Origin of the sequence: Lacisediminimonas sp., from assembly GCF_030645335.1 — a bacterium.
Lineage (GTDB): Bacteria > Pseudomonadota > Gammaproteobacteria > Burkholderiales > Burkholderiaceae_D > Lacisediminimonas.
The window spans coordinates 1-22,230 of the sequence record NZ_JAUSNH010000100.1; the positions used below are offsets into that span (position 1 = coordinate 1).

The following is a 22,230-nucleotide window of genomic DNA, read 5'->3' on the forward strand; positions in this document are numbered from 1 at the left end:
TGGGGGACCGTAACCAGAAGAGGCTTTTGGGGATGCTTGAAATGATGGTGGCTGCCGACGATCCTCACGGCACGCCATCCATCTGCTTCAAGCAACAGGATCAGCTTTGATGAATTGATATCGTTCTCCAGCTTCCCCACCTCGAATAATACACACTGATGTGTACAAATTCAAGGGAGGGGGACAACGATCAGGAAATGGCGCAACAACTCGCGCAAAGGCGCGACTGTTGGCGAGCAACTCAGACCAGCAACAACGCGATCTGCGTGGGCCCGCCTTCGGTCGGGCGCTGGCGGAAACCGGTCTTGGCGAAGCGGTGCCAGCGGCCCAGCACCAGGCTGGTGATCATGCCGGCGCGGTCAGCGGCTTCGGCCTCGCTGGCCTGGCCCTGGGACGCGGCCAGCTTGAGCGACTGGCGCAGCGCCAGTTCTATGCGTTCGACGAACTGGTTCATGCGCGCTTGCAGCCGCTCGTCTTCATTGACCAGCGCGTCGCCGATGATGACGCGGGTCATGCCAGGATTGCGTTCGGCAAAATTGAGCAGCATGCCGGTGATGGCCTGCACTTGCGACAGGCCGTTTTCCTGTTGCTCGTTGATCTGGTTGATCAGGCCGAATACGGTCGATTCGATGAAGTCGATCAAGCCTTCGAACATCTGCGCCTTGCTGGCGAAATGCCGGTACAGCGCGGCTTCGGATACATCGAGCCGGGCTGCCAGCGCGGCGGTCGTGATCTTCTCGCCCTTGGGTTGCTCCAGCATGGTCGCCAGCATCTGGAGTATCTGCAGTTTTCGTTCGCCCGGTTTTGTCGTTGCCATGCTGAGCTTGTCGTTATGGTTGGAATGGCTGTCGGAGCCGGTGCAACTGCCCCGGTAATTGCCCGAGTGATTGTACTTTGACATCGACGTATCCGGGGCGCTTTACTGGCGCTGACCAGGGCGGCGGCTTGCGGCCGGCGGCGCGCGCGGCGGCCGACACAACCGGATTGCTCATCACGTACTGGGTGACCCAGACAGTGCGCAGGCCGAGCGCACGCGCCGACTTCAGGTTAACGATGGTGTCTTCCACCAGCACGGTGTTGCGCGCCGTGAGCTTTTCGTGCCGCATGATCTTGCGCAGCAAAGCCTTGGACGGCTTGGGCCGCAACTGGCGATGCACCATCATCGATTCAATCGGCAAATGGCTGGCGAAGTGGCGGTGCAGGCCGAGATGACGGACCACCGCATGGGCATAGCGGCGCGGTGCATTGGTGAGCAGGATCTTGCGCCCGGGCAGGCGCTGCAGGATGCGGCCAAGCCCGCGCTCGGCGCGGATCATGGCGGGCAGGTCGTCAAACTGGTGGGCGTGGTGCAGGAAGTCGGCCGCATGCACGTTGTGATGCCGGATCATGCCCAGCAAGGTGGCGCCGTAGCGCTTCCAGTAGGAGATGCGCACCGCATTGACGATGGCGGCATCGGCCGGCGTTTCGCCGTCGCCCAGCACGCGCGCCATGTAGGCGTTCATGTTGGCATTGATGGCCGGGAAAATCGCGTGCGAGGCATCATGCAGCGTATTGTCGAGGTCGAACAGCCAGGTCAGCTGCCGCGATTTTCCGGAATGCCTCGGACGGGTCGAACTCATCGGGCTGATCGGCCTGGGCAAACCGGGCGGATCAGTGGGAACGGATCATGGTGCCGAACGCCTGCTCGGTCAGCACTTCGAGCAGCAGCGAATGTTCGATCCGGCCGTCGACGATATGCACCGTATTGACGCCGGACTTGGCGGCATCCAGCGCCGACGAGATTTTTGGCAGCATGCCGCCGGAGATGGTGCCATCCTCGAACATCTCGTCGATCTCGCGCGCGCTCAGGTCGGTCAGCAAGTTGCCAGCCTTGTCGAGCACGCCGGGCGTATTGGTCATCATGATCAGCTTTTCAGCCTTCAGGATTTCGGCGATCTTGCCGGCCACCAGGTCGGCATTGATGTTGTAGGCCTGGCCATCCATGCCAAAACCGATTGGCGAGATGATCGGAATGAAGGCGTCGTCCTGCAGCGCCTTGACCACCGCCGGATTGATGGCCTCGATCTCGCCGACAAAGCCGATGTCGAGGAATTCGCCGGGACGGGTGCGGTCTTCCATCTTCATCTTGCGGGCGCGGATCAGTCCGCCATCCTTGCCGGTCAGGCCCACTGCCTGGCCGCCGTAATGGTTGATCAGCATGACGATGTCCTGCTGCACTTCGCCGCCGAGCACCCACTCCACGACTTCCATCGTTTCTTCGTCGGTGATGCGCATGCCCTGCACGAAGGTGCCTTGCTTGCCGATTTTTTTCAATGCGCTGTCGATCTGCGGCCCGCCGCCGTGCACCACCACCGGGTTCATGCCCACCAGTTTCAGCAGGATCACGTCGCGCGCGAAACCGTGCTTCAGGCGCTCTTCGGTCATGGCGTTGCCGCCGTACTTGATGACGATGGTCTTGCCGTGGAATTTACGGATGTAGGGCAGTGCTTCTGCGAGGATCTCTGCCTTGATCTGGGAGGAAACAGTAGAAAGGTCGGACATGACGGTCATGAAAAGGGGTTTGCGCCGATTCTACAGCGAAAGAACCGAGATTGGCCTTCCCGTTTATTGCCAGCGCCGCGTGGATCGACTAGGCTTTGCAAACTTGACAATCATGACGCCCATTGACGGCACTGGCATGACCGCAACTTACCTGCAGCAACTGGAGTCGATGCGCCCGGCGCTGCTGCGCTTTGCGATACTGCAACTGCGCAACGAATCGATGGCCGAGGACGTGGTGCAAGAGTCGCTGGTGGCAGTGCTGGAGAAACCCCAGCAATATGCCGGTCGCGCCAGCTTGCGCACTTATGTCACCGGCATCCTGAAGCACAAGATCCTGGACACGCTGCGGCGCAATTCCCGCCTGCAGGCGCTGCCCGATGAAGACGGCCAGCAGGACGATGACGCAATCGACGCCCTGTTCAATGCCAGCGGCCATGTCCTTGCCATGCCACGCGACTGGGGCGATCCTGACGCTGCGCTCCACCAGAAAGATTTCTTCCGCGTGATGGAGCTGTGCCTGGAAAAATTGCCGCCCGCAACCGCCCGCATTTTCATGATGCGCGAATGGCTGGAGATGGAAACCGCCGAAATCTGTAAGGAACTGGAGATTTCCCCGTCTAATGCATGGGTCATGTTGTACCGGGCTCGCGTGCGGCTGCGCGAATGCCTTGACCTGAACTGGTTTGGCGTGAAGGACAAGGATTAAACAGCATGGGCATCAAGCCAACTTGTCGGGAGATACACCGGCTGACCTCCGAGGGCATGGACCGGCAATTGTCGGCCGTCGAGCGGCTGCGGATGCGCCTGCACTTGCTGCTGTGCGTGGGATGCCGCCGGTTTGGCGACCAGACGGCGCTGCTACGGCGCGCCGTGCGCGAGCGCTCGACCAGGGAAAGTGAGCCGTGAGCCAGTGTGCGCAATGCGGTGCCGATTTCAACTGCGGCATTGCCGACGCGCCGGCACAGCAGCCATGCTGGTGCGCGCAACTGCCGACGCTGGCCGGGGCGCCGATGGGCGGCAGTTGCCTGTGCCCGGCCTGCCTGCAGGAAAGAGTCCGCAGCACAGCCCAGGGCCAGGACGCGCCGGACGCGCTGTAGGCTGCCGGCCAGGTTCGCCGTCGGCCGAACCCTGGTCAGGCGGCGCTCATGTCCGGATCAGCGCTGGAAAATCCTGGATCAAATACTGCATTGCTTCTGTTCATGCCGCGGGAATTCGCTGCGCAACCGGTCCAGCCTTTGCCGGGTCTGCTCGTCGATGCCGGCGAACCGGAACGCGGCGCGCACCAGCGGCATCTTGTGCTCGACCACGCGGGCGCTGCGCACGCCCTGCTCGCCGAGTTTTGCCAGGTGCGCCCTGGCCGCTTCTTCCGTCTTGAACACGCCCAGCGAAATGCCGTGGCGCACCGGCATATCCTGCAGCACATAGAAATCGCGGATGCCCAGCCTGCGCAGTTCGACAGACTTCTTGTCAGCACCTTCCCGGCCGGTCGGCGGCGGCGGTATCCACACCATGTGGCTGCTTTCTTCGCGCACTTCGCGGCGCACGGGTTTTTGCGCCAGCGTCAATGTCGCCAACCTGGTTTCAAAGCGGCGGCCTTCGGCCACGGTGAGGTTGCCGATTTCGATGCATGCGGCGGCGGCTTGCCCCGCCTCCGGCCGGGCCATCACCGGGGTTAGCGAACCTGCTGCACCAGCGGCAACGCCTCCGGTGGCGGCCGTGGCGGTGTTGACGCCCGCGCCCGAGCTGGTTGCCGTTGCGGTCGATGCGGATGCCGATGCGCCCGAGGACGCGCCAGCCGTGGGTGCCGCCGAAGGCAATGGCGACAGGATCCGGACTTTGTCGGCATTGATCTGGTTGCGCAGCCGCTCCGGCTCATGGCCGCCGCGCACCAGCGCGTCCAGCCAGCCGAACTGGAACACCAGCAAAGCGCCATTGACCAGCAACAGGCAGGCAAATGCGAATTTCAGCATTGTGGCGTTTCCTCCATGGCGGCAAGCTGCAAGCCGATCAGCACCAGGTTGTCGATAAATTCCGGCGCCACGGCCAGCAACGGGGCGACCATCCGTCCAGCGCCACCGGACAGGATGCAGCGCGCCCCCGGGTGCCGCGCCAGTGCGCGCTCGATGGCGCCGGCCTGCGCTGACAGGCAACCCAGCACGATCGCCTCTTCAGTATTGTCGGCAAACGGCCGGCCGGCATCGATCCGTTCGGCGACCTGCGGCAACTGTGCGGTTTGCTCGGCCAGCACCGACGCCATCAGGCGCAGCCCCGGCAGGATCATGCCACCCAGGAAAACGCCGTCGGCGCTGATGGCGTCGATCGTGGTTGCCGTGCCGCAGGTAGCCAGCACCAGGGCCTGGCCCGGGTACAGCGCGCGGGCGCCGATGGCGGCGGCAAAGCGATCCGTACCCAGTTGCGCCGGCTGCCGGTAGCCATTGCGCAGCCCGGCGCGCGCCGCCGACGACTTGAATATTTCCAGCGCTGGCTGGCGTTCGCCAAAACACTGGTGCAGCATCGCCAGCACCGCGCTGCGCACGGCGTCGCCGGCAACGTTGGACAGCATTACCCGCGTGATGCTTGCCCCCGGCGCGGCCGTCGCCGCTGCCAGTTGCGCCGCCAGTGACGGCAGCGTTGCGTGCTCCACCACACCGGATTGCAGCCACTGTCCCGGGCTGGCCGGGCCGTCCGGCGCAAGCGCCCACTTGATGCGGGTGTTGCCGGCGTCGATCAACAGCAACATGTTCAGCTCCCTCCCGCGTTCGCGCTCATTGCGGCCGCTGCCGGCCGCAATGACACATCGCCGGCAGTAATCACCACCCGTCCGTCCGCCGTATCGAGCAACAGGCAGCCATTGGCGTCAACCCCGGCAGCCCGGCCCTGCTGCAATACCGCGCCATGATCGACGATGCTTACCTGTTGGCCGGCATGCGCGTGCAGCCGGTTCCAGCCGTCAGCAAAGGGGGCGAAACCGTCGGCATCAAAGCGCGGCAGCAACTGCGCCAGCCGCGCCGTCAGCGCCCCGAGCACGGCATTGCGATGCCCGAGCAATTGCGGCATCTGTGCGGCTTCGCGGCCGATTTCGGCCAGCATCTGTGGCGTCAGCGCAATGTTCAGGCCGATGCCGATCACTGCCCACGGCTGCCGGTATCCCGCCCGTTGCACGCTGCCGGTTTCAATCAGGATGCCGCCCAGCTTGGCCGGTCCCAACTGTACGTCATTGGGCCATTTCAGGCTGGCCGCCACACCGAAGCCGGCCAGGGTATCGGCCACGGCGACGCCGACCGCCAGGGGCAGGCCGAGCAGGCCGCTGATATCGCGCCGGAAGAAAGGCCAGGCCAGTGAAAACGTCAGCGAGGCATGCGGCTCGGCCAGCCAGTTGCGGCCAGCGCGGCCGCGGCCAGCGGTTTGCACTTCTGCCGCCAGCAACAGCGGCGAGTCCAGGTGCGGCAAGCGCCGCAGCAGGTCGGCATTGGTGGAGCCGGTCTGGTTAACGCATTCGATTGCAACGGCCACAGCAGCGTCGCCCAGGTGGTTTGCGATTTCTTTCGGTGACAGCGCATCGTTCATGCTGGCATTGTAGCCGCGCTGGTCAGGCCGAATCCTCTTTTACCGAGTGCCGCAATGACGCTGGCCCCAAACTCCCTTACACTCGACCGAATGTCGACCACGCAAGTTTCCTTTCCGCAACTACTCTGCACCGATGCAAAACATGTCCTGGTGCAAGGCGCCTGGCGCGTCCTGACGCTTGCCATGCCAGGCGCAATTGCACGCCTGGACGCCGCGCTGCGCGCGCTGCCGCCTGGCGCCACGCTGCACTGGGATCTGCGCGGGGTAGACGTACTCGATCATGTCGGCGCGCAGTGGCTGTGGAACGCCTGGGGCAAGACCCGGCCGCCCCAACTGCTTTTGTCCGAGCGGCAAACAGAAATTTTCGAGCGGCTGGAGAACAGCGGCAAACTGATGCTGCCGGCAGCGAAACAGCAAGTGCAGGTGCTGCAGGCAATACAGGCCGGCGTCGCAACTGTCGCCGACCATGTGACCGGTTTCATTGCCCTGATCGGCGGCCTGGCGCTGGACCTGCTGCGCTTGTTGCGCCGGCCGGACCGTGGTCCGTGGAAGGAAATTTCGGCCAACATTTTTCGCATCGGCTACCAGGCGCTCGGCATTACCGCGCTGGTCGGCTTCCTGATCGGTGTCGTGCTTTCTTTCCTGTCCGCGCAGCAATTGAAAACCTTTGGCGCTGACATTTACCTGGTCAACATCCTGGGCATGAGCATCATCCGGGAACTTGGCCCGATGCTGGCCGCCATACTGGTTGCGGGCCGCTCCGGCTCCTCGATCACGGCGCAACTTGGCGTGATGCGCGTGACTGAAGAGCTTGACGCCATGCTGGTGATGGGGCTGCCACATGGCTTCCGGCTGGTGTTGCCGCGCGTACTGGCGCTGGCGCTGGCAATGCCTTTGCTGGTGGTATGGACCGACGTGATGGCGCTGGTCGGCGGCATGGTTGCCGGGTGGGCAGAGCTGGACCTGACCGCACGTTATTTCATCATGCGCCTGCCGGAAGCCGTACCGGTGGAGAACTACCTGATCGGACTGTTGAAAGGCACGACCTTCGGCGTGTTGATCGGCCTGGTGGCGTGCCACTTTGGCTTGCGCATCAAACCCAATACCGACAGCCTGGGCCGCGGCACCACCAGTTCGGTCGTGACCGCCATCACGGTGGTGATCCTGGCCGACGCAGTGTTTGCCATCGTATTCAAGGGAGTGGGTTTCGAATGAATGCAGCGCCACTGATCCGCATTCGGGGCTTGTGCACGCAGTTCGGCGATTTCGTCGTGCATCAGGACCTGGACCTGGACGTCTGGCGCGGCGAAATCCTGTCGCTGGTGGGCGGGTCCGGTTCAGGCAAGACCACCTTGCTGCGCCAGTTATTGGGACTGTCGCAACCCACGCGCGGCAGCGTGGAGGTATTCGGCGCACCGATGGCAGGCGGCGCAGAGGGTCCCGATCCGCAAATGCGCAACCGTTGGGGCGTGCTGTTCCAGCATGGCGCGCTGTTCTCGGCGTTGTCCGCCTTTGACAACGTGGCGCAGCCGCTGCGCGAGTTGCGCACATTGCCGCCGGACCTGATCCGCGACGCCACCTTGCAAAAGTTGCACATGGTCGGCATCAGCCCGGAGCAGGCGCAGCGCACGCCGGCCGGCCTGTCGGGCGGCATGATCAAGCGGGTGGCGCTGGCGCGTGCGCTGGCGCTGGAGCCGGAACTGCTGTTCCTCGACGAGCCCACGGCCGGACTCGATCCGGCGCTGTCGGAGGCATTCGTCAACCTGATTGCGTCGCTGCACCGGGCCATGCAACTGACGGTGGTGATGGTCACGCACGACCTCGATACGCTGGTGGCCTTGTCCACCCGCATTGCGGTGCTGGCCGACAAGCACGTCGTGGCCAACGGCAGCCTGCAGCAAGTGATGCAGGTCGAGCATAGTTTTATCCAGGAGTTTTTCTTGGGCGAACGTGGGCAGCGCGCAGTGCAGGGCGCCGGCGTCGCATACCGGGCGAACCCGGCAGGCGACGCCGCCAGCGGGCAAGCGGGTGGACACGACAGGCAACAAGGTTCATGAATGACTGTGCAGGAATCAAGGGGCATCAAGAGGCATCATGGAAAATAAATCACACGCGTTGATGGCAGGACTGTTTTCGATCGTGCTGCTGGTGGGCGCGGTGCTGGCCGGACTCTGGCTCAACCGCGACCGCGAGAGCCGACTGCCGTATGAAATCGCCACCAAGCTGTCGATACCCGGCCTCAATCCCCAGGCTGCGGTGCGCTATCGCGGCCTGGCGGTGGGCCGGGTCGACGAGATCGTGTTCGATCCGCAAACCGCGGGCCAGATCCTGATCCGCATCAGCATCCTCGACGACACGCCGGTGACCCGCTCCACCTACGGCACGCTGGGCTACCAGGGCGTGACCGGCATTGCCTTCATAGAACTCAATGACGACGGCAAGAATCCGGTACGGCTGCACAGTACGGCGGGACAGGTGGCCCGCATCGAATTGCGGCCCAGCCTGCTCAACAAGCTGGAAGAGCGCGGCCTGGCGATCCTGACCCAAGCCGAAGAACTCACGCGCCGCGTCAACGACCTGCTAAGCGACCAGAACCGGCAATCGATGCTGCAGGCATTCGACAGCGTCAGCAAGGCGGCCCAGCAGCTTGAGCGCATTCCGCAACAGATGCAGCCGACCCTGGCGCGCTTGCCGGGGCTGGCAAACGACGCCCAGCGCGCGGTGAAATCGATCGACCTGCTGGCGCAAAACCTGAGCGAGATGACGAACGGCCTGAAAGCGGCCAACGGGCCGATCGAGCGGATCGGCAAGACCGCCGACACGATCGCCACGGTGGCCGAGCGCTTCGAGCACGACTTGCTGCCGCTGACTTCCGAAATCCGTTCCAGCCTGCGCCTGTTCAACCGCACGCTTGAAAACATCAACGACCGGCCGCAGAGTATCCTTTTCGGTTCCCGACGCGCTGAGCCGGGGCCGGGCGAAGGCGGTTTCTCGTCGACCGGCCGATGAACACGGCCAGGACGAGCACGCACAGCCACAGCAGCCAACCGGCGCAGGACGACCATGCGCAATCCGACGACAAGGTGAATATGCAACCCAAAAAGCTGCACGGCCAATTTCCTGCCGCCGCTGGCGCAACGCCGGTGCAGTCCATGCTGCGCGGCCTGCTGGCGGCAGCCTTTGCGCTGGCCGCGCTCGGCGCCTGCACCAGCGTCGAGCGGCGCGACACCCAGTTGCTGTACGACCTGGGCCACTCCGCAGTCACCATGTCCGGCGCGGCGCCGGCAGCAGGCGCTGGCCAGGCAGTGTCGGCGCTGCCGCCGCTTTCGATCGGCGACATCAGTGCACCGTCCTGGATGGACAGCACGCGCATGGTCTACCGCCTTGACTATGAAGATCCGCAGGCGGCGCACGCCTACTCGCAATCGCGCTGGACCATGTCGCCGCCGCGCTTGTTCCAGCAACGCATGAAGGCGCGCATCAGCGCCGCAGGCGGGGTCGTGCTCGGCGCCGGTGACGGCGGCCCCGGTGTGCCGCAGTTGCGCATGGAGGCCGATGACTTCAGCCAGGCATTCACCGCCCCTGCCACCAGCACCGCACGGGTGGCAATGCGGGTTACCGTATTGCAGGACCGCAAGCTGGTCGCGCAGCGCATGTTTGTCGGTGAAACGCCGGCCGCCACGCCGGATGCGGCCGGCGGCGCGCAGGCACTGGCGCGCACTTCCGACGCCATCATCACGGACATGATTGCATGGCTGGCGACGCTGCCACTGAAGCGGTAAAGCGCGAGCCGCCGCCTGGCGGCGCGCCCGCGGTGAGCGCCCGCATCGGGCTGGTGGTCTATGCATTGCTGATCATGTATGCCAGCTGGTTTCCGTTTACCGGCTGGCGCAACAACGGTTTGCCGGCATGGAGCTTCCTCAGCGCCCCGATGCCGCACTACTGGACCGGTTTTGACCTGGTCACCAACGTCATCGCCTACATCCCGCTGGGCCTGCTGGCGGTGCTGGCGATCTATCCGCTGCTGCGCGGTGTGCCGGCCATCGTCGCAGCGCTCGCGCTGGGATTGCTGCTGTCGGCCGGCATGGAGGCCGGACAGACTTTCCTGCCCAGCCGGGTAGCGTCCAACCTGGACCTGCTGACCAATGCCGCGGGCGCCATGATCGGCGCCATCGCCGGGCACTATACGTCGCGCCTGTTCCTGGAGCAAAGCCGCTTGCTGAGCCTGCGCCAGCGCTGGTTTTCGCAGGAGGCCGGGCGCGGCCTGATCGTGCTGGGACTGTGGCCGCTGGCGCAGATTTATCCGCAGGCGTATCTGTTCGGCCACGGCCAGGTGCTGCCGATTGCCACATCGTGGCTGGGCAATCTGCTCAAGCTGCCACTCGACCTGGGCGTGCTGATACGGCAAGGACGCGACCTGAGCAGCGAGCATTACTGGCTGGCCGAAAGCATCATCACGGCAAGCGGCCTGGCCGGCGCGGTGCTGACAATGATGTGCCTGTTTCGCAAGCGCTCGCCGAAAGCAGCGCTGGCCGGACTGCTGGTGGCTGGCGCACTGACCTCGAAGTCGCTGGCCAGCGCCGTCATTTTCGGCCCCGACCATGTGTTTGCCTGGCTCACGCCCGGATCGCAGGCCGGCCTGCTGATCGGCGCCATGATGCTGGCGGGCCTGGTGTTTGCGCCGCCGGCTGCGCAACGGCGGGTCGCAGCGCTGGCGCTGATCACGGCGCTGCTGCTGGTGAACCTGATGCCGGTGAACCCCTATTTCGTGGCCACCATGCAGGATTGGTCGCAAGGCAAATTCATGAACTTCAATGGCGCCGCGCAGTTGCTGTCGCTGTCCTGGCCGTTTTTCATGCTCTGGTTCCTGTACCACCCGGTGCACAGGGTCAAATAAGGGCGTGTATCATGGAATGCTTCACCGCATAACAGGCGCCGAGCCTCATTTTTCCCCATGTCAGAATTGAAACCGCCGTATTACGACAAGCATGTATTCATTTGCATGAACGAGCGCGACGATGGCCGGCCATGCTGCGCCGCCCAGGGCGCGCAGGCCGCGCAGGAACACGCCAAGCGCCGCATCAAGGCCCTCAACCTGAACGGCCAGGGCAAAGTGCGCATCAACAAATCCGGCTGCCTGGATCGTTGCGAAGAAGGGCCGGTGCTGGTGGTCTACCCTGAAGGCACCTGGTACACCTATGTCGACACCGACGACATCGACGAAATCATCGACGAACACCTGGTCGGCGGGAAGGTCGTCGCGCGCCTGGCCATCTGACGCCGCCATGAACGCCCAGACCCAGCGCTTCACGATCGACGGCGACGCCGGTGTGCTCGAATGCGCGCTCGACCTGCCCGATGCAACCCTGTTCCCGACGCCGGTCGGATTGGCGCTGGTCGGCCATCCGCACCCGCTGTACGGTGGCACGATGGACAACAAGGTCACGCAGACACTGGTGCGCGGCTTTGTCGCGCTCGGCTATGCGGCGGTGCGCATGAACTTTCGCGGCGTGGGCAGCTCCGCCGGCCAATACGACGAAGGCCGCGGTGAAACCGACGACATGGACAAGTTGTTGCAACACATGCAGCAACGCTATCCCGGCTTGCCGCTGGCGCTCGCCGGTTTTTCATTCGGCAGCTTCGTGCAGGCCAAATTGCAGCAACGCCTGGCCGCACGCGGCGCGCCGCCGGAACGCATGGTGCTGGTGGGCAGCGCCGCCGGCAAATGGGACATGCCCGACATTCCTGCCAATACCATCCTGATCCACGGCGAACTGGACGAAACGATACCCTTGTCGGATGTGCTGGCGTGGCTGCGGCCACAGGACATCCCGGTGATCGTCATTCCCGGCGCCGATCATTTCTTTCACCGCAAACTGCAACACATAAAAAGACTGATGCTCGAAATGTGGCATCGGCGGCCGGCTGCGCAGATATAATTTCCCGTCACCGCCACTGTTGGCGCGCGCTCCTGCAGCGGCGCGCCGGCCGCGGCTTCATCATTCATCATCCCCGACTCGTTTTCGACTCGCTTTCCGGAACACGCACCACATGAAGAAAATCCTGGCCGCCCTGGCCGTCACCCTGTTGTCATTGCCGGCCCTGGCCCAGAGCCTGCCGCCACCGAACATCGCCGCACGCTCATGGCTGCTGATGGACGCCACCAGCGGACAAGTGATCGCCGCGCACGAACCCGACCTGCGCATCGAACCGGCTTCGCTGGTCAAGATCATGACCGCCTACCTGAGCTTTTCAGCAATCAAGGACAAGCGGCTGTCGCTGGACCAGATGACCAACGTCTCGGTCAAGGCATGGCGAGTTGACAAGGACAGTTCCAAAATGTTCATCGATCCGGCCACGCCGGTGAAGATCAACGACCTGCTGTATGGACTGATTGTCCAGTCCGGCAACGATGCCTCGATCGCGCTGGCGGAAACCGTGGCCGGCACCGAAGAGTCGTTCGCCGTGCTGATGAACCGCGAAGCCGAGCGCATGGGCATGAAGTCGACCCGCTACGCCAATTCCCACGGCTTGCCCAGCCCGGAAAATTATTCAACGGCGCGCGACCTCGCCGTGCTGGCCGCCCGCATGATCAAGGATCATCCCGAGCTGTACAAGATTTACTCGACCAAGACTTACACCTACAACAAGATCACCCAGCCCAACCGCAACCGCCTGCTGTGGCTGGACCCGACGGTGGATGGCATGAAAACCGGTCATACGGCAGCCGCCGGTTACTGCCTGATCGCCTCTGCGCACCGGCCCAACGGCGCCAGCGGTGAGCGACGCCTGATCTCGGTAGTGCTGGGCACGACTTCGGACCAGGTCCGGGCGCAGGAAAGCCAGAAGCTGCTGAACTGGGGCTTCCTGAATTTCGACACGGTCAAGCTGTATGCAAAAGGACAAGCCGTCGCCACGCCGGAAGTCTGGAAAGGCTCGCAAGGCCAGGTCAAGCTCGGATTCAACGAGGATACGTACATCACCGTACCCAAGGGCATGGCCGAAAAAATGAAGCCGGTGCTGGAACGCCGCGATCCGCTGGTCGCACCGATCGAACGCAATAGCCGGGTCGGCACGCTGAAAATGGTTGCCGACGGCAAGACCCTGGCCGAAATACCAGTCGTCGCGCTGGAGCAGGTTAGCCAGGCCAGCATTTTCGGGCGCGCCTGGGATTCGATGCGGCTGCTGTTCCGCTAGAGCTGCGGATGTGCGGATGTGCGGATGTGCGGATGGTGAGCGCAGCAACGACGGAGTAGCAATGGACATCGATGATCCGCTGGTCTACCTCAACGGTGAATTCACGCCGCTGTCACAAGCGCGCGTGCCGGTGCTGGACCGTGGCTTCATCTTTGGCGATGGCGTCTACGATGTCGTGCCGCTGTACGGCCGGCGCATGTTCCGGCCAGCGCAGCACCTGGCCCGCCTGGCGCGCAGCCTGCGCGAAACCGGCATCCCCAATCCGCATGACGAAGCCACCTGGCTGGAACTGATCGGCCGTGTGTCGGCCGCGCTTCCAGCCAGCGACCAACTGGTCTACATCCAGGTCACACGCGGCGTTGCCCGCCGCGGCCATGCATTCCCGGCACATGTGACACCGACTGTCTTCATCATGGCCAACCCGCTGGTGCCGCCGAGCCGGGAAATGCGCGAACAAGGCGTGGCCTGCGTCTCGATCGAAGACCAGCGCTGGCTGCGTTGCGATATCAAGGCGACATCGCTGCTGGGCAATGTACTGGCCGCGCAACACGCCGCAAGCCACGGGGTGACCGAAGCCGTGCAATTCCGCGACGGCTGGCTGACCGAAGGCTCGTCCACCAATATCTGGGTAGTGGCTGATGGCGTGCTGATGACGCCGCCGCGTGACAACCTGATCCTGGAAGGCATACGCTATGGCTTGCTGGAAGAATTATGCGGGGCAATCGGCATCACTTTCCAGTCGCGCCGGATTGCGCGCGAGGACGTAACCGGCGCCGACGAGCTGCTGATGTCGTCGGCCAGCAAGGAAGTGCTTGCCATCACGACACTGGATGGACAGCGTATTGGAAATGGCGTGCCCGGCCCCATCTACCATGCTCTGTTTGACGCCTACCAACAGGCAAAACGCGCGCCCTGAACGGGCGTAACCGAGGGCACGCCATGACACCAGAAAGCCTGATCACCTATCCCAGCGATTTCCCCATCAAGATCATGGGGGCGATGCAGGACGGCTTTGCCGAGGCAATCATCGCCGTCGTGATTGAACACGATCCCGGCTTTGACCCCTGCAAGGTCGAGATGCGGCCCTCCAGCAAGGGCAATTACCTGTCGCTGACGACCACCGTGCGCGCCACCAGCCGCGAACAGCTCGATAACCTGTACCGCGCGCTGACCTCGCATCCGCTGGTAAAAGTGGTGCTGTAGAGCGACACCGGCCCCGGCCATGCAACTCCTGATCCGCCAGCGCGGCATCGAAGATTACGACACAAGCTTTGCGGCGATGCGCGCGTTTACCGACGCCCGCAGCGCCGACACGCCGGACGAATTGTGGCTGGTCGAGCATCCGCCGGTTTTCACGCTCGGACTGGGCGCCAACGCCGCCCATGTACTGGATGCCGGCGCGATACCCGTGATCCAGACCGACCGCGGCGGTGAAGTGACCTATCACGGGCCTGGCCAGGCCGTCGCCTACCTGCTGGTGGACCTGCGCCGCAATGGTCGCAGGCTGTTTGCGCGCGAGTTCGTGCAACAAATCGAACAAGCCGTGATCAATACCCTGCTCACGTATAATCTGCACGGTGAACGCAAGCCCGGCGCACCCGGCATTTACCTGGCCGACGGCGAGCGCCGCGGCGCAAAAATCGCGGCGCTGGGCCTGAAAGTGCGCGCCTCCGGTTGCACCTATCATGGCGTGGCGCTCAATGTCGACATGGACCTGGCGCCATTTTCCCGGATCAACCCCTGCGGTTATGAAGGGCTGGAGACAGTGGACATGAAAAGCCTGGGCGTGGCCCCCGGACTGGCGCAGGTGCAACAAACGCTGGCCCGCAACCTGACCGAACAACTCAAAGGATGATCGCGACACCGCGATCCTGACCGCATGGCCTCCATGACTCCCGGACCCGACCCAACGACTGCTGCCGCTGCGATTGACACTGCGGCGGCTGCCAAACCGATCCCCGCCCGCAATGCCGGTGCGACCTACGACCCGACCCAGAAGCAAAAAGGCGCGGGCAAGACCGCGCACATACCGATCAAGGTGGTGCAGGCCGAACGCCTGCCCAAGCCGGACTGGATTCGCGTGAAGGCCGCGTCGCCCAATAGCCGTTTTTACGAAATCAAGGACATCCTGCGCGCCAACAAGCTGGTGACGGTCTGCGAAGAAGCGTCCTGCCCGAATATCGGCGAATGCTTCGGCAAGGGCACGGCGACCTTCATGATCATGGGCGACAAGTGCACCCGCCGTTGCCCGTTTTGCGACGTCGGCCACGGCCGCCCCGATCCGCTGGACGCCGACGAGCCGGCCAACCTGGCCAGGACCATCGCCGCGCTGAAACTGAACTACGTCGTGATCACGTCGGTGGACCGGGATGACCTGCGCGATGGCGGCGCCGGCCACTTTACCGAATGCATCCGGCGCGTGCGCGAATTGTCGCCCGCCACCCGCATCGAAATCCTGACGCCGGACTTCCGCGGCCGCATGGACCGGGCGCTGGAAATCCTGAAGGCAGCGCCGCCGGACGTGATGAACCACAACCTGGAAACCGTGCCGCGCCTGTACAAGGAAGCGCGTCCCGGCTCCGATTATGCGTATTCGCTGAACTTGCTGAAACGCTTCAAGGAATTGCATCCGGACACGCCGACCAAATCCGGCCTGATGGTCGGCCTGGGCGAAACCGATGAGGAAATCCTGCAAGCCATGCGCGACATGCGCGAACACAAGGTCGACATGCTGACCATTGGTCAGTACCTGATGCCCAGCGGTGAGCATTTACCGGTGCGCCGCTACGTGCATCCGGATGTGTTCAAGATGTTCGAGGAAGAGGCTTACAAAATGGGCTTCGTGCATGCCGCCGTTGGGGCGATGGTGCGCAGTTCGTATCATGCGGACCAGCAGGCGCACGACGCGGGCGTGCGCTAGCGCAGGGATGATCCAGGCCGCTGCCTGCTTCAGGAGCGTGCTTCAGGCGCGTTTTTCAATGCACTGACGTTAGCGCCCGCCTCAAACCCGCGCACACCCTCAGCCGCCCTCGGCATGGTGCTCGCGCAAGCTCCATATCTTGTGCATGTCCAGCAGCAGCCGGGCATGCGCTTCCAGTGCATCGACCTGCGCCTGCTCGGCGGCGCTTTGCGCTTCCAGCGACTGCCGGCGCGCCAGCAGCGTGTCGTTGAGCGTGGCCTCGCCCAGGCCGTAGGCTTTGCTGACCAGCGCCGCATTGGCCTGCGCCTGGCGCGCGATTTCACCGAACTGCGCCAACAGTGCGCTGGCCGACTGCGCTTGCATCGCGACCTGCGCCGCATCGTTTTCGACATTGATGCTCACCTCGCGCGCTTTCTCCGCGGCGGCTTGTGCGCGCGCCATGGCGGCGTCGGCGCTGGCGCTGCGGGACGCGCCGGCAAACGGCATCGAGACCGTGACGCCGACCATGCGCTCCTGGCTGTCGCGTTCCTGCCCGTAATGCAGCCCCACCGTGGGATCGCCATGCCGGTCCAGCGCTACCCGCTGCGCCGTCAGCTTGCTGTACGTGGCTTCCAGTTGCGCCAGTTCGATTTCGTGATTGTGTTCGAGGATGCCGGCCTGCCAATCCCTGACGCTGCCGGGGATGATTGGCGCCACCGGTTGCGCGGCTGACAGCGAGGCCGGCAACAAGGGCACGACACCGGGGTATCGCTTGCGCAAATCGGCTTCGGCACGTGCTGCGCGGGCGGCGGCCTGCGCCTGCGCGACGACGGCGCGCTGCGATTCGGTTTCCGCCAGCATCTGCTCCAGCCGTGGCGCATCGCCCGCCTTGACGCGCCGCTGGACAATCCCGAGCTGTTGTTGCAGCACCTGCGCATGCTCTTGCAAACGCTGCGCAGTGCGCGCTTCGCGCATCCAGCCGAACCACGATTTGAGCAAGCCACGGGCGGCTTCATGCCAGGTGTCGGCCATGCGCGCCTGCGCCAGCGCGATGCCGGCCTCCCCCAGCGCTGCATCCCGGCCGGCCTTGCCCGGCGCGCGCAATGGCCGCTCCAGCGCGATGTGCTTGTCCAGCGTGCGCTGGCCGATGCTGTCGGTGCGGCGTTGCGCCATGGCGCGCACCGTCCACTCATGCGGGCCGGCCAGCAAGCGGCGATTGTTGGCCTGTTCCGCCTCGATCATGGCGCGGGCCGCGGACACGCTCGGCAGCGACGACAAGCTCTGGCGCACCGCCTGCTCGGGCGGCAAGGCCCCCGACAAGTCCATGGCCTGCGCCGCCGCAGGCATTGCCACCATTGCCATCAACAACAGCGTCGCCCTCATTGCGCTTCTCCATAGCCGGTCAGCGCCGTGGTCCACCACAGCGTATGCGTGCCCGGAAACGCAGCGGCCACTGCCGCAGTGAGCGGGCCCACGTGCGCGCTGTGCGTGACCAGGGTCAACTGCGACCTGCGCGCCCTGCCGCGCACCTTTTCCATTGCCGTCACCAGTGGCACATCCTCGCCCAGCGCTTCCACATGCGCAATCGACACGTCGACCACCCAGCCGGGCTCGGCCAGCACCAGGTCGAGCGCCTCTTGCTCCAGCGCAGCGGGCAGGGCCAGCGTCAGCAGGCAATCAGGCCGGTCAGGGTCTGCCGTCATTTTTTCTCCATACCGAATTGCTGGAACATGGCAGGCAGCAGCACCAGCGTGAGCAAGGTGGCGCTGATCAGCCCGCCGATGATGACAATCGCCAGCGGCCGCTGAATTTCAGATCCCGGCCCGGTGGCCAGCAGCAGCGGCAGCAGGCCAATGCCGGCAATGGTGGCCGTCATCAGCACCGGCCGCAGGCGGCGGCGCGCACCTTCGGTCACCACATGCAAGCGATCGCTGCTGCGCGCAGCAAGCTGGTTAAAGCAGGTGATCATGACCAGGCCGTTCAGGACGGCGATGCCCATCAGCGCAATGAAACCGACAGATGCCGGCACCGACAGGTATTCGCCGGCAATGCCCAGGGCGAACACGCCGCCGATCAGCGCGAACGGAATATTGAGCAGCACCAGGGTTGCCTGCCGCAAGGAGCCCAGCGTGGCAAACAGCAACAGGAAAATCAGCGCCAGCGCGACCGGCACCACGATGGCAAGCCGCGCGGCGGCGCGCTGCTGGTTTTCGAACTGCCCGCCCCAGGTCAGCCGGTAGCCTGCCGGCAGCGGCACGTCGCGCGCCACGCGGGCACGCGCTTCATCCACATAGCCAACCAGGTCGCGGCCGCGCACATTGGCGCGCACGACCGACATCCTGCCGGCATTTTCACGCTCCACCTTGACCGGCCCGTCGACCATGACCAGCCTTGCGACCGAAGACAGCATGATCGGCTCGCCCTTCTCGCGCGGCAGCCGCAGCGACTGGAACGATGCCGGTGTCAGTTGTCCGGCGTCGCCCCGGATCAGCAGCGGCAAGCGCCGCCCCTGTTCAATCACGACGCCGACCTTGCGTCCTTCCACCAGGGTGCGCAAGTCATCCTGTATCTGCTCCACCGACAGCCCGAGGCGACCGGCGGCCTGGCGATCGATTTCCACTTGCAGGTACTGCACGCCGGCATTGCGCGTGGTCATGATCTCTTCGCTGCCGGGGATCGTTTCCAGCACCGTGACGATGCGCGTGGCAAGTTGGCCCAGCGTTGCCAGGTCGGGACCGAATATCTTGATGGCCAGGTCGCCGCGCACACCGGACAGCATTTCGGAAGTGCGCATTTCAATCGGTTGGGTGAAGCTGAAATTCATGCCCGGAAAGGCATCGGTGGCGGTGCGTACCGCATCGATCAGCGCATCCTTGCTGGCGCTGACCCATTGCTCGCGCGGCTTGAGCAACAGGAAGGTATCGGTCTCGTTCAGGCCCATCGGATCGAGCCCGAGTTCGTCGGCGCCGGCGCGCGCAACGATGCCGGCGACATCGGGCACGGTGGCAAGGATGTGCCGCTGCACGGCGAGGTCGATCTCGGTGGAACGCTCCAGGCTGATCGACGGCAGTTTTTCGATCTGCATGATCAGGTCGCCCTCGTCCAGCGTCGGCATGAAGGACTTGCCGAGGAACGGGAAATAAGCGGCGGCGGCCAGCAGCGCAACAAGCGCGACGCTGTAGATTGCCCGGCGATGACCAAGCGCCCAGCCGAGCAAGGCCACGTAACGCTGCTCCAGCCGGCCGACCCAGCGCGGCGCGCCATGCGAGCCGTCGCCGAGGAAGAAAGACGCCAGCACCGGTATCACCGTCAGAGACAGCAGCAACGATGCCGACAATGCAAACACGATGGTCAGCGCGACCGGCGAAAACAGCTTGCCCTCCAGGCCCTGCAAGGTCATCAGCGGCACGAACACGATGCCGATGATCAGCATGCCGGCAAATACCGGGACGGCGACTTCCTGCACCGAACGGAAAATCAGGTTGAGCCGGGAAAGCGCGCCGCCGGCCGGCCGCTGCGACTGCTGCGCCAGGTGCGCTTCGATATTCTCCACCACCACGACGGCGGCATCGACCAGCAGGCCGATGGCGATCGCCAGTCCGCCCAGCGACATCAGGTTGGCAGTCAGGCCAACCGCGCGCATCAGCACGAAGGTCAGCAGCGCCGAAAGCGGCAAGATGATCGCCACCACCAGCGCCGCACGCAAATTGCCCAGGAACAGGAACAGCAGGACCATGACCAGTGCGATGGCTTCCATCAGGCCGCGACTGACGGTGCCGACCGCCCGTTCGACCAGGTTGCCACGGTCATAAAAGGTCTTTAGCGTGACGCCTGATGGCAAGGACTTTTCGATCTCGCCCAGGCGGGTGCGTACGTCGTTGACCAACTGCTGTGCGTTGGCCCCGCGCAATCCCAGCACCAGGCCTTGCACTGCCTCGGCCCGGCCGTCGCGGGTAACACTGCCGTAGCGGGTCAGTGCGCCAAAGCGCACTTCGGCGACATCGCCGACGCGGATGGCGACGCCGTCCTGCTCGGTAATGGCAATCGCGCGCACATCATCGAGCGTGCGGATACTGCCGTCGGCCCTCACCAGCAGCGCCTCTTCATTCTCGGACAGGCGCCCGGCGCCGTCATTGCGGTTATTGGCCTGCAATGCGGCCTGCAGTTGCGTCAGCGACAGCCGGCGCGAAGCCAGCGCCGCCGGGTCTGGTATCACCTCGAAACTACGCACCCGTCCGCCTAGCGCGTTGATCTCGGCCACGCCGGGAATGGAACGCAGCCGCGGGCGCACCACCCAATCCAGCAAGCTGCGCTTTTCCTCCAGCGACAGATTACCTTCGACCGTGAACATCACCATCTCGCCCAGCGGCGTGGTGATCGGCGCCAGGCCGCCACTGGCGCCAGGCGGCAAATCGGCCAATACGGTATTGAGACGCTCGGTGACTTGCTGGCGCGCCCAGAAAATGTCCGTGCCTTCGTCAAAATCGAGCGTGATGTCGGCCAGCGCGTATTTGGATTGCGAGCGCAGCACATGCTGGTGCGGTATGCCCAGCAATTCCTGTTCGATCGGCGCGGTGATGCGCGTCTCGACTTCTTCGGGCGTCATGCCCGGTGCTTTCATGATGATCTTGACCTGGGTGGACGACACGTCGGGAAAAGCGTCGATCGGCAAGCCCTTGAAAGCGACTATGCCAGCGGCGATCATCAAGCTTGTCAGTACCAGCACCAGCAGGCGCTGCGACAGGGCGAAGGCAATCAGGCGGTCAAGCATTTACTTTGGCGCGCCGGTGTCGCTGCCCAGTCCGGCCCAGCTACCCTTGAGCGCGGCAATCCCCTGCACGGCAACGCTGGCGTTGGCGCTCAGTGGCCCCGTCACAATCAGCGCGTCGCCGCTGCGGCCGGTCGGGGTGACCGCGACCGGCCGCACGCCGCCTGGCTCGCGCACCAGCACGTATTCGCGGCCTTCGTGACGCAGCAGCGCGCTGGCCGGCACGGCGAAGGCGCTGGCGTTGGCGTTGGCAACGCCAGCAATGTCGGCTTCCACATGCTGGTTGGCACGCAGGCACTTGTCGGCGAGCGGCATGCTGGCGCGGATCGACACGGATTGGTTGGCCGGATTCACCGCCAGTCCTTTGGCGATCACCCGTCCGGCGCCGTCGCAACCGGCGACCTGCACCGCGCTGCCCAGCGCGATGCGTTCGGCCTGCGCCCGACTTGCCTGTAATTCCAGCAACAGCTCGCCACTGCGGGCCAGGGTCAAAAGCGGCGCACCGGCATCCACCCGCTGCCCGACGCTGACGGTCTGCTCGGAAACGACGCCGGCATGGCGGGCGACGATGCTGATTTCGGGATTGAGCGTCTTGTCCGTGGCCAGCCGCCGCAGCGCGGCGTCGCCAAGGCCAGCCAGGCGCAACAGTTGCTGGTGCTCCTGCCAGTCGGCTTGTGCCTGCAAGTGCGCGTTGCGCGTTTCTTCCAGGCGGCTGCGGGCGACGATGCCTTCATCGAACAAGGCCTGGTCCCTCTTGAGCTTGTCGGCAGTAAGTGCTAACTGGGCTGCGGCCTGGATGAATTCGCGCTGCCATTCCAGCACTTGCGGGCTGTGCAGCAAAATGACCGGCCGGCCAGCGGCAACGGATTGCATCGGCTGCACCAGGATCGCCTGCACCACGCCGGCGGCAGGCGCACTGATCAGGGCCTGGCCCTTGCCGGAAAAAATAACGGTGCCCGGCAAGCGCAGCCGCTCGCCAGCGCCGGCGGCCGGCTTGACGTCCTGGAATGCAACACCTGCCTGGCGCATGCGGGCGTCGTCCATGCGGATCAGTGGCACGGCCTGGGCGGCTGCCGGCGCCGGCAAGGACCACGCGCTGGCAAAGGCCAGTAACAAAGGCAACAAGGATCCGCGCGTGAATGAATGCGGCGACAAGGATGAGGGACGCGCCAGGCGCAGCAAGCAGATACGCATTTTTTTCGGTGCCCTTGCGGACCCGCGTTTTATTGACCTTGGAATCGACAATCGGCGGCAACAC

26 protein-coding genes are annotated in these 22,230 nt (G+C 64.4%); 15 read left to right on the forward strand and 11 right to left on the reverse strand.

The window, feature by feature from the left end; all coding sequences use genetic code 11:
* From Q7T64_RS06720 to argB, 4 genes are all read right to left on the reverse strand, one after another.
* Nucleotides 1-140 (reverse strand): type II toxin-antitoxin system HicA family toxin (locus tag Q7T64_RS06720; RefSeq protein WP_370653268.1); only part of this gene is annotated, 140 nt, incomplete at its 3' end.
* 101 nt (nucleotides 141-241) lie between these two features.
* Complete coding sequence (gene slmA / locus Q7T64_RS06725) at nucleotides 242-817, reverse strand: nucleoid occlusion factor SlmA (RefSeq protein ID WP_304793193.1); 576 nt, start codon at nucleotides 815-817, stop codon at nucleotides 242-244.
* Nucleotides 818-830: 13 nt separating this feature from the next.
* The gene (locus Q7T64_RS06730) at nucleotides 831-1,619 is read right to left on the reverse strand and encodes a pyrimidine 5'-nucleotidase (protein ID WP_304793196.1); all 789 of its coding nucleotides are present in this window, start codon (nucleotides 1,617-1,619) and stop codon (nucleotides 831-833) included.
* A gap of 31 nt (nucleotides 1,620-1,650) precedes the next feature.
* A complete protein-coding gene (argB, locus tag Q7T64_RS06735; protein WP_370653266.1) occupies nucleotides 1,651-2,541 on the reverse strand; it encodes an acetylglutamate kinase in 891 nt (296 codons plus the stop codon).
* 112 nt (nucleotides 2,542-2,653) lie between these two features.
* On the opposite strand from argB, the gene Q7T64_RS06740 reads away from it, so the two are divergent.
* Genes Q7T64_RS06740 through Q7T64_RS06750 form a run of 3 tightly spaced genes read left to right on the forward strand, consistent with a single transcriptional unit; the run spans nucleotide 2,654 to nucleotide 3,638 of the window.
* Nucleotides 2,654-3,247 (forward strand): sigma-70 family RNA polymerase sigma factor, encoded by a 594-nt coding sequence (locus tag Q7T64_RS06740; protein ID WP_304793202.1) that lies wholly within the window; start codon nucleotides 2,654-2,656, stop codon nucleotides 3,245-3,247.
* Between the two features lie 5 nt (nucleotides 3,248-3,252).
* A complete protein-coding gene (locus Q7T64_RS06745) occupies nucleotides 3,253-3,447 on the forward strand; it encodes a zf-HC2 domain-containing protein (protein ID WP_304793205.1) in 195 nt (64 codons plus the stop codon).
* Nucleotides 3,444-3,638: a cysteine-rich CWC family protein gene (locus Q7T64_RS06750; RefSeq protein WP_304793210.1), complete on the forward strand. Its 195-nt coding sequence runs from the start codon at nucleotides 3,444-3,446 to the stop codon at nucleotides 3,636-3,638. The genes Q7T64_RS06745 and Q7T64_RS06750 overlap by 4 nt, the downstream gene beginning before the upstream one ends.
* A 78-nt stretch (nucleotides 3,639-3,716) precedes the next feature.
* On the opposite strand, the gene Q7T64_RS06755 is transcribed toward Q7T64_RS06750, so the two are convergent.
* Genes Q7T64_RS06755 through Q7T64_RS06765 form a run of 3 tightly spaced genes read right to left on the reverse strand, consistent with a single transcriptional unit; the run spans nucleotide 3,717 to nucleotide 6,108 of the window.
* On the reverse strand, nucleotides 3,717-4,511 hold the full coding sequence (locus Q7T64_RS06755) for an SPOR domain-containing protein (RefSeq protein ID WP_304793213.1): 795 nt from the start codon (nucleotides 4,509-4,511) through the stop codon (nucleotides 3,717-3,719).
* Nucleotides 4,505-5,281: a type III pantothenate kinase gene (locus tag Q7T64_RS06760; RefSeq protein WP_304793216.1), complete on the reverse strand. Its 777-nt coding sequence runs from the start codon at nucleotides 5,279-5,281 to the stop codon at nucleotides 4,505-4,507. Before Q7T64_RS06760 ends, Q7T64_RS06755 begins: the two co-directional genes overlap by 7 nt.
* A 2-nt stretch (nucleotides 5,282-5,283) precedes the next feature.
* Nucleotides 5,284-6,108, reverse strand: a complete 825-nt coding sequence (locus Q7T64_RS06765) for a biotin--[acetyl-CoA-carboxylase] ligase (protein WP_304793219.1) — start codon at nucleotides 6,106-6,108, stop codon at nucleotides 5,284-5,286.
* A gap of 90 nt (nucleotides 6,109-6,198) precedes the next feature.
* Between Q7T64_RS06765 and Q7T64_RS06770 the strand changes: the two genes are divergently transcribed.
* From Q7T64_RS06770 to lipA, 12 genes are all read left to right on the forward strand, one after another.
* Nucleotides 6,199-7,323, forward strand: coding sequence for an ABC transporter permease (locus Q7T64_RS06770; RefSeq protein WP_304793222.1), 1,125 nt, complete (start codon nucleotides 6,199-6,201; stop codon nucleotides 7,321-7,323).
* Nucleotides 7,320-8,165: an ABC transporter ATP-binding protein gene (locus Q7T64_RS06775; protein WP_304793225.1), complete on the forward strand. Its 846-nt coding sequence runs from the start codon at nucleotides 7,320-7,322 to the stop codon at nucleotides 8,163-8,165. Before Q7T64_RS06770 ends, Q7T64_RS06775 begins: the two co-directional genes overlap by 4 nt.
* A 37-nt stretch (nucleotides 8,166-8,202) precedes the next feature.
* Nucleotides 8,203-9,117, forward strand: a complete 915-nt coding sequence (locus Q7T64_RS06780; RefSeq protein ID WP_304793228.1) for an MlaD family protein — start codon at nucleotides 8,203-8,205, stop codon at nucleotides 9,115-9,117.
* The gene (locus tag Q7T64_RS06785; protein WP_304793231.1) at nucleotides 9,114-9,890 is read left to right on the forward strand and encodes an ABC-type transport auxiliary lipoprotein family protein; all 777 of its coding nucleotides are present in this window, start codon (nucleotides 9,114-9,116) and stop codon (nucleotides 9,888-9,890) included. Before Q7T64_RS06780 ends, Q7T64_RS06785 begins: the two co-directional genes overlap by 4 nt.
* Complete coding sequence (locus tag Q7T64_RS06790; protein WP_304793234.1) at nucleotides 9,860-11,005, forward strand: VanZ family protein; 1,146 nt, start codon at nucleotides 9,860-9,862, stop codon at nucleotides 11,003-11,005. Before Q7T64_RS06785 ends, Q7T64_RS06790 begins: the two co-directional genes overlap by 31 nt.
* A 57-nt stretch (nucleotides 11,006-11,062) precedes the next feature.
* Nucleotides 11,063-11,386, forward strand: coding sequence for a ferredoxin (locus Q7T64_RS06795; RefSeq protein WP_304793238.1), 324 nt, complete (start codon nucleotides 11,063-11,065; stop codon nucleotides 11,384-11,386).
* A 7-nt stretch (nucleotides 11,387-11,393) separates the two neighbouring features.
* A complete protein-coding gene (locus tag Q7T64_RS06800) occupies nucleotides 11,394-12,047 on the forward strand; it encodes an alpha/beta hydrolase (protein WP_304793241.1) in 654 nt (217 codons plus the stop codon).
* 112 nt (nucleotides 12,048-12,159) lie between these two features.
* Complete coding sequence (locus Q7T64_RS06805; RefSeq protein WP_304793245.1) at nucleotides 12,160-13,305, forward strand: D-alanyl-D-alanine carboxypeptidase family protein; 1,146 nt, start codon at nucleotides 12,160-12,162, stop codon at nucleotides 13,303-13,305.
* A 67-nt stretch (nucleotides 13,306-13,372) separates the two neighbouring features.
* Complete coding sequence (locus Q7T64_RS06810; protein ID WP_304793306.1) at nucleotides 13,373-14,221, forward strand: D-amino acid aminotransferase; 849 nt, start codon at nucleotides 13,373-13,375, stop codon at nucleotides 14,219-14,221.
* Between the two features lie 23 nt (nucleotides 14,222-14,244).
* The gene (locus Q7T64_RS06815) at nucleotides 14,245-14,508 is read left to right on the forward strand and encodes a DUF493 family protein (protein ID WP_304793248.1); all 264 of its coding nucleotides are present in this window, start codon (nucleotides 14,245-14,247) and stop codon (nucleotides 14,506-14,508) included.
* A gap of 19 nt (nucleotides 14,509-14,527) precedes the next feature.
* A complete protein-coding gene (gene lipB, locus Q7T64_RS06820) occupies nucleotides 14,528-15,160 on the forward strand; it encodes a lipoyl(octanoyl) transferase LipB (RefSeq protein WP_304793251.1) in 633 nt (210 codons plus the stop codon).
* Nucleotides 15,161-15,184: 24 nt separating this feature from the next.
* On the forward strand, nucleotides 15,185-16,225 hold the full coding sequence (gene lipA / locus Q7T64_RS06825) for a lipoyl synthase (protein ID WP_370653267.1): 1,041 nt from the start codon (nucleotides 15,185-15,187) through the stop codon (nucleotides 16,223-16,225).
* A gap of 99 nt (nucleotides 16,226-16,324) precedes the next feature.
* Here lipA and Q7T64_RS06830 read toward each other — a convergent pair whose 3' ends face one another.
* From Q7T64_RS06830 to Q7T64_RS06845, 4 genes are read right to left on the reverse strand one after another with little or no spacing between them, the layout of a single operon-like run.
* Nucleotides 16,325-17,587: a TolC family protein gene (locus tag Q7T64_RS06830; protein ID WP_304793259.1), complete on the reverse strand. Its 1,263-nt coding sequence runs from the start codon at nucleotides 17,585-17,587 to the stop codon at nucleotides 16,325-16,327.
* Nucleotides 17,584-17,907 (reverse strand): DUF3240 family protein, encoded by a 324-nt coding sequence (locus Q7T64_RS06835; RefSeq protein WP_304793262.1) that lies wholly within the window; start codon nucleotides 17,905-17,907, stop codon nucleotides 17,584-17,586. Before Q7T64_RS06835 ends, Q7T64_RS06830 begins: the two co-directional genes overlap by 4 nt.
* On the reverse strand, nucleotides 17,904-20,975 hold the full coding sequence (locus tag Q7T64_RS06840) for an efflux RND transporter permease subunit (protein ID WP_304793265.1): 3,072 nt from the start codon (nucleotides 20,973-20,975) through the stop codon (nucleotides 17,904-17,906). Before Q7T64_RS06840 ends, Q7T64_RS06835 begins: the two co-directional genes overlap by 4 nt.
* Entirely contained in the window at nucleotides 20,976-22,166 is a 1,191-nt protein-coding gene (locus Q7T64_RS06845; RefSeq protein ID WP_304793268.1) for an efflux RND transporter periplasmic adaptor subunit, read from the reverse strand.
* Nucleotides 22,167-22,230: the final 64 nt, after the last annotated feature.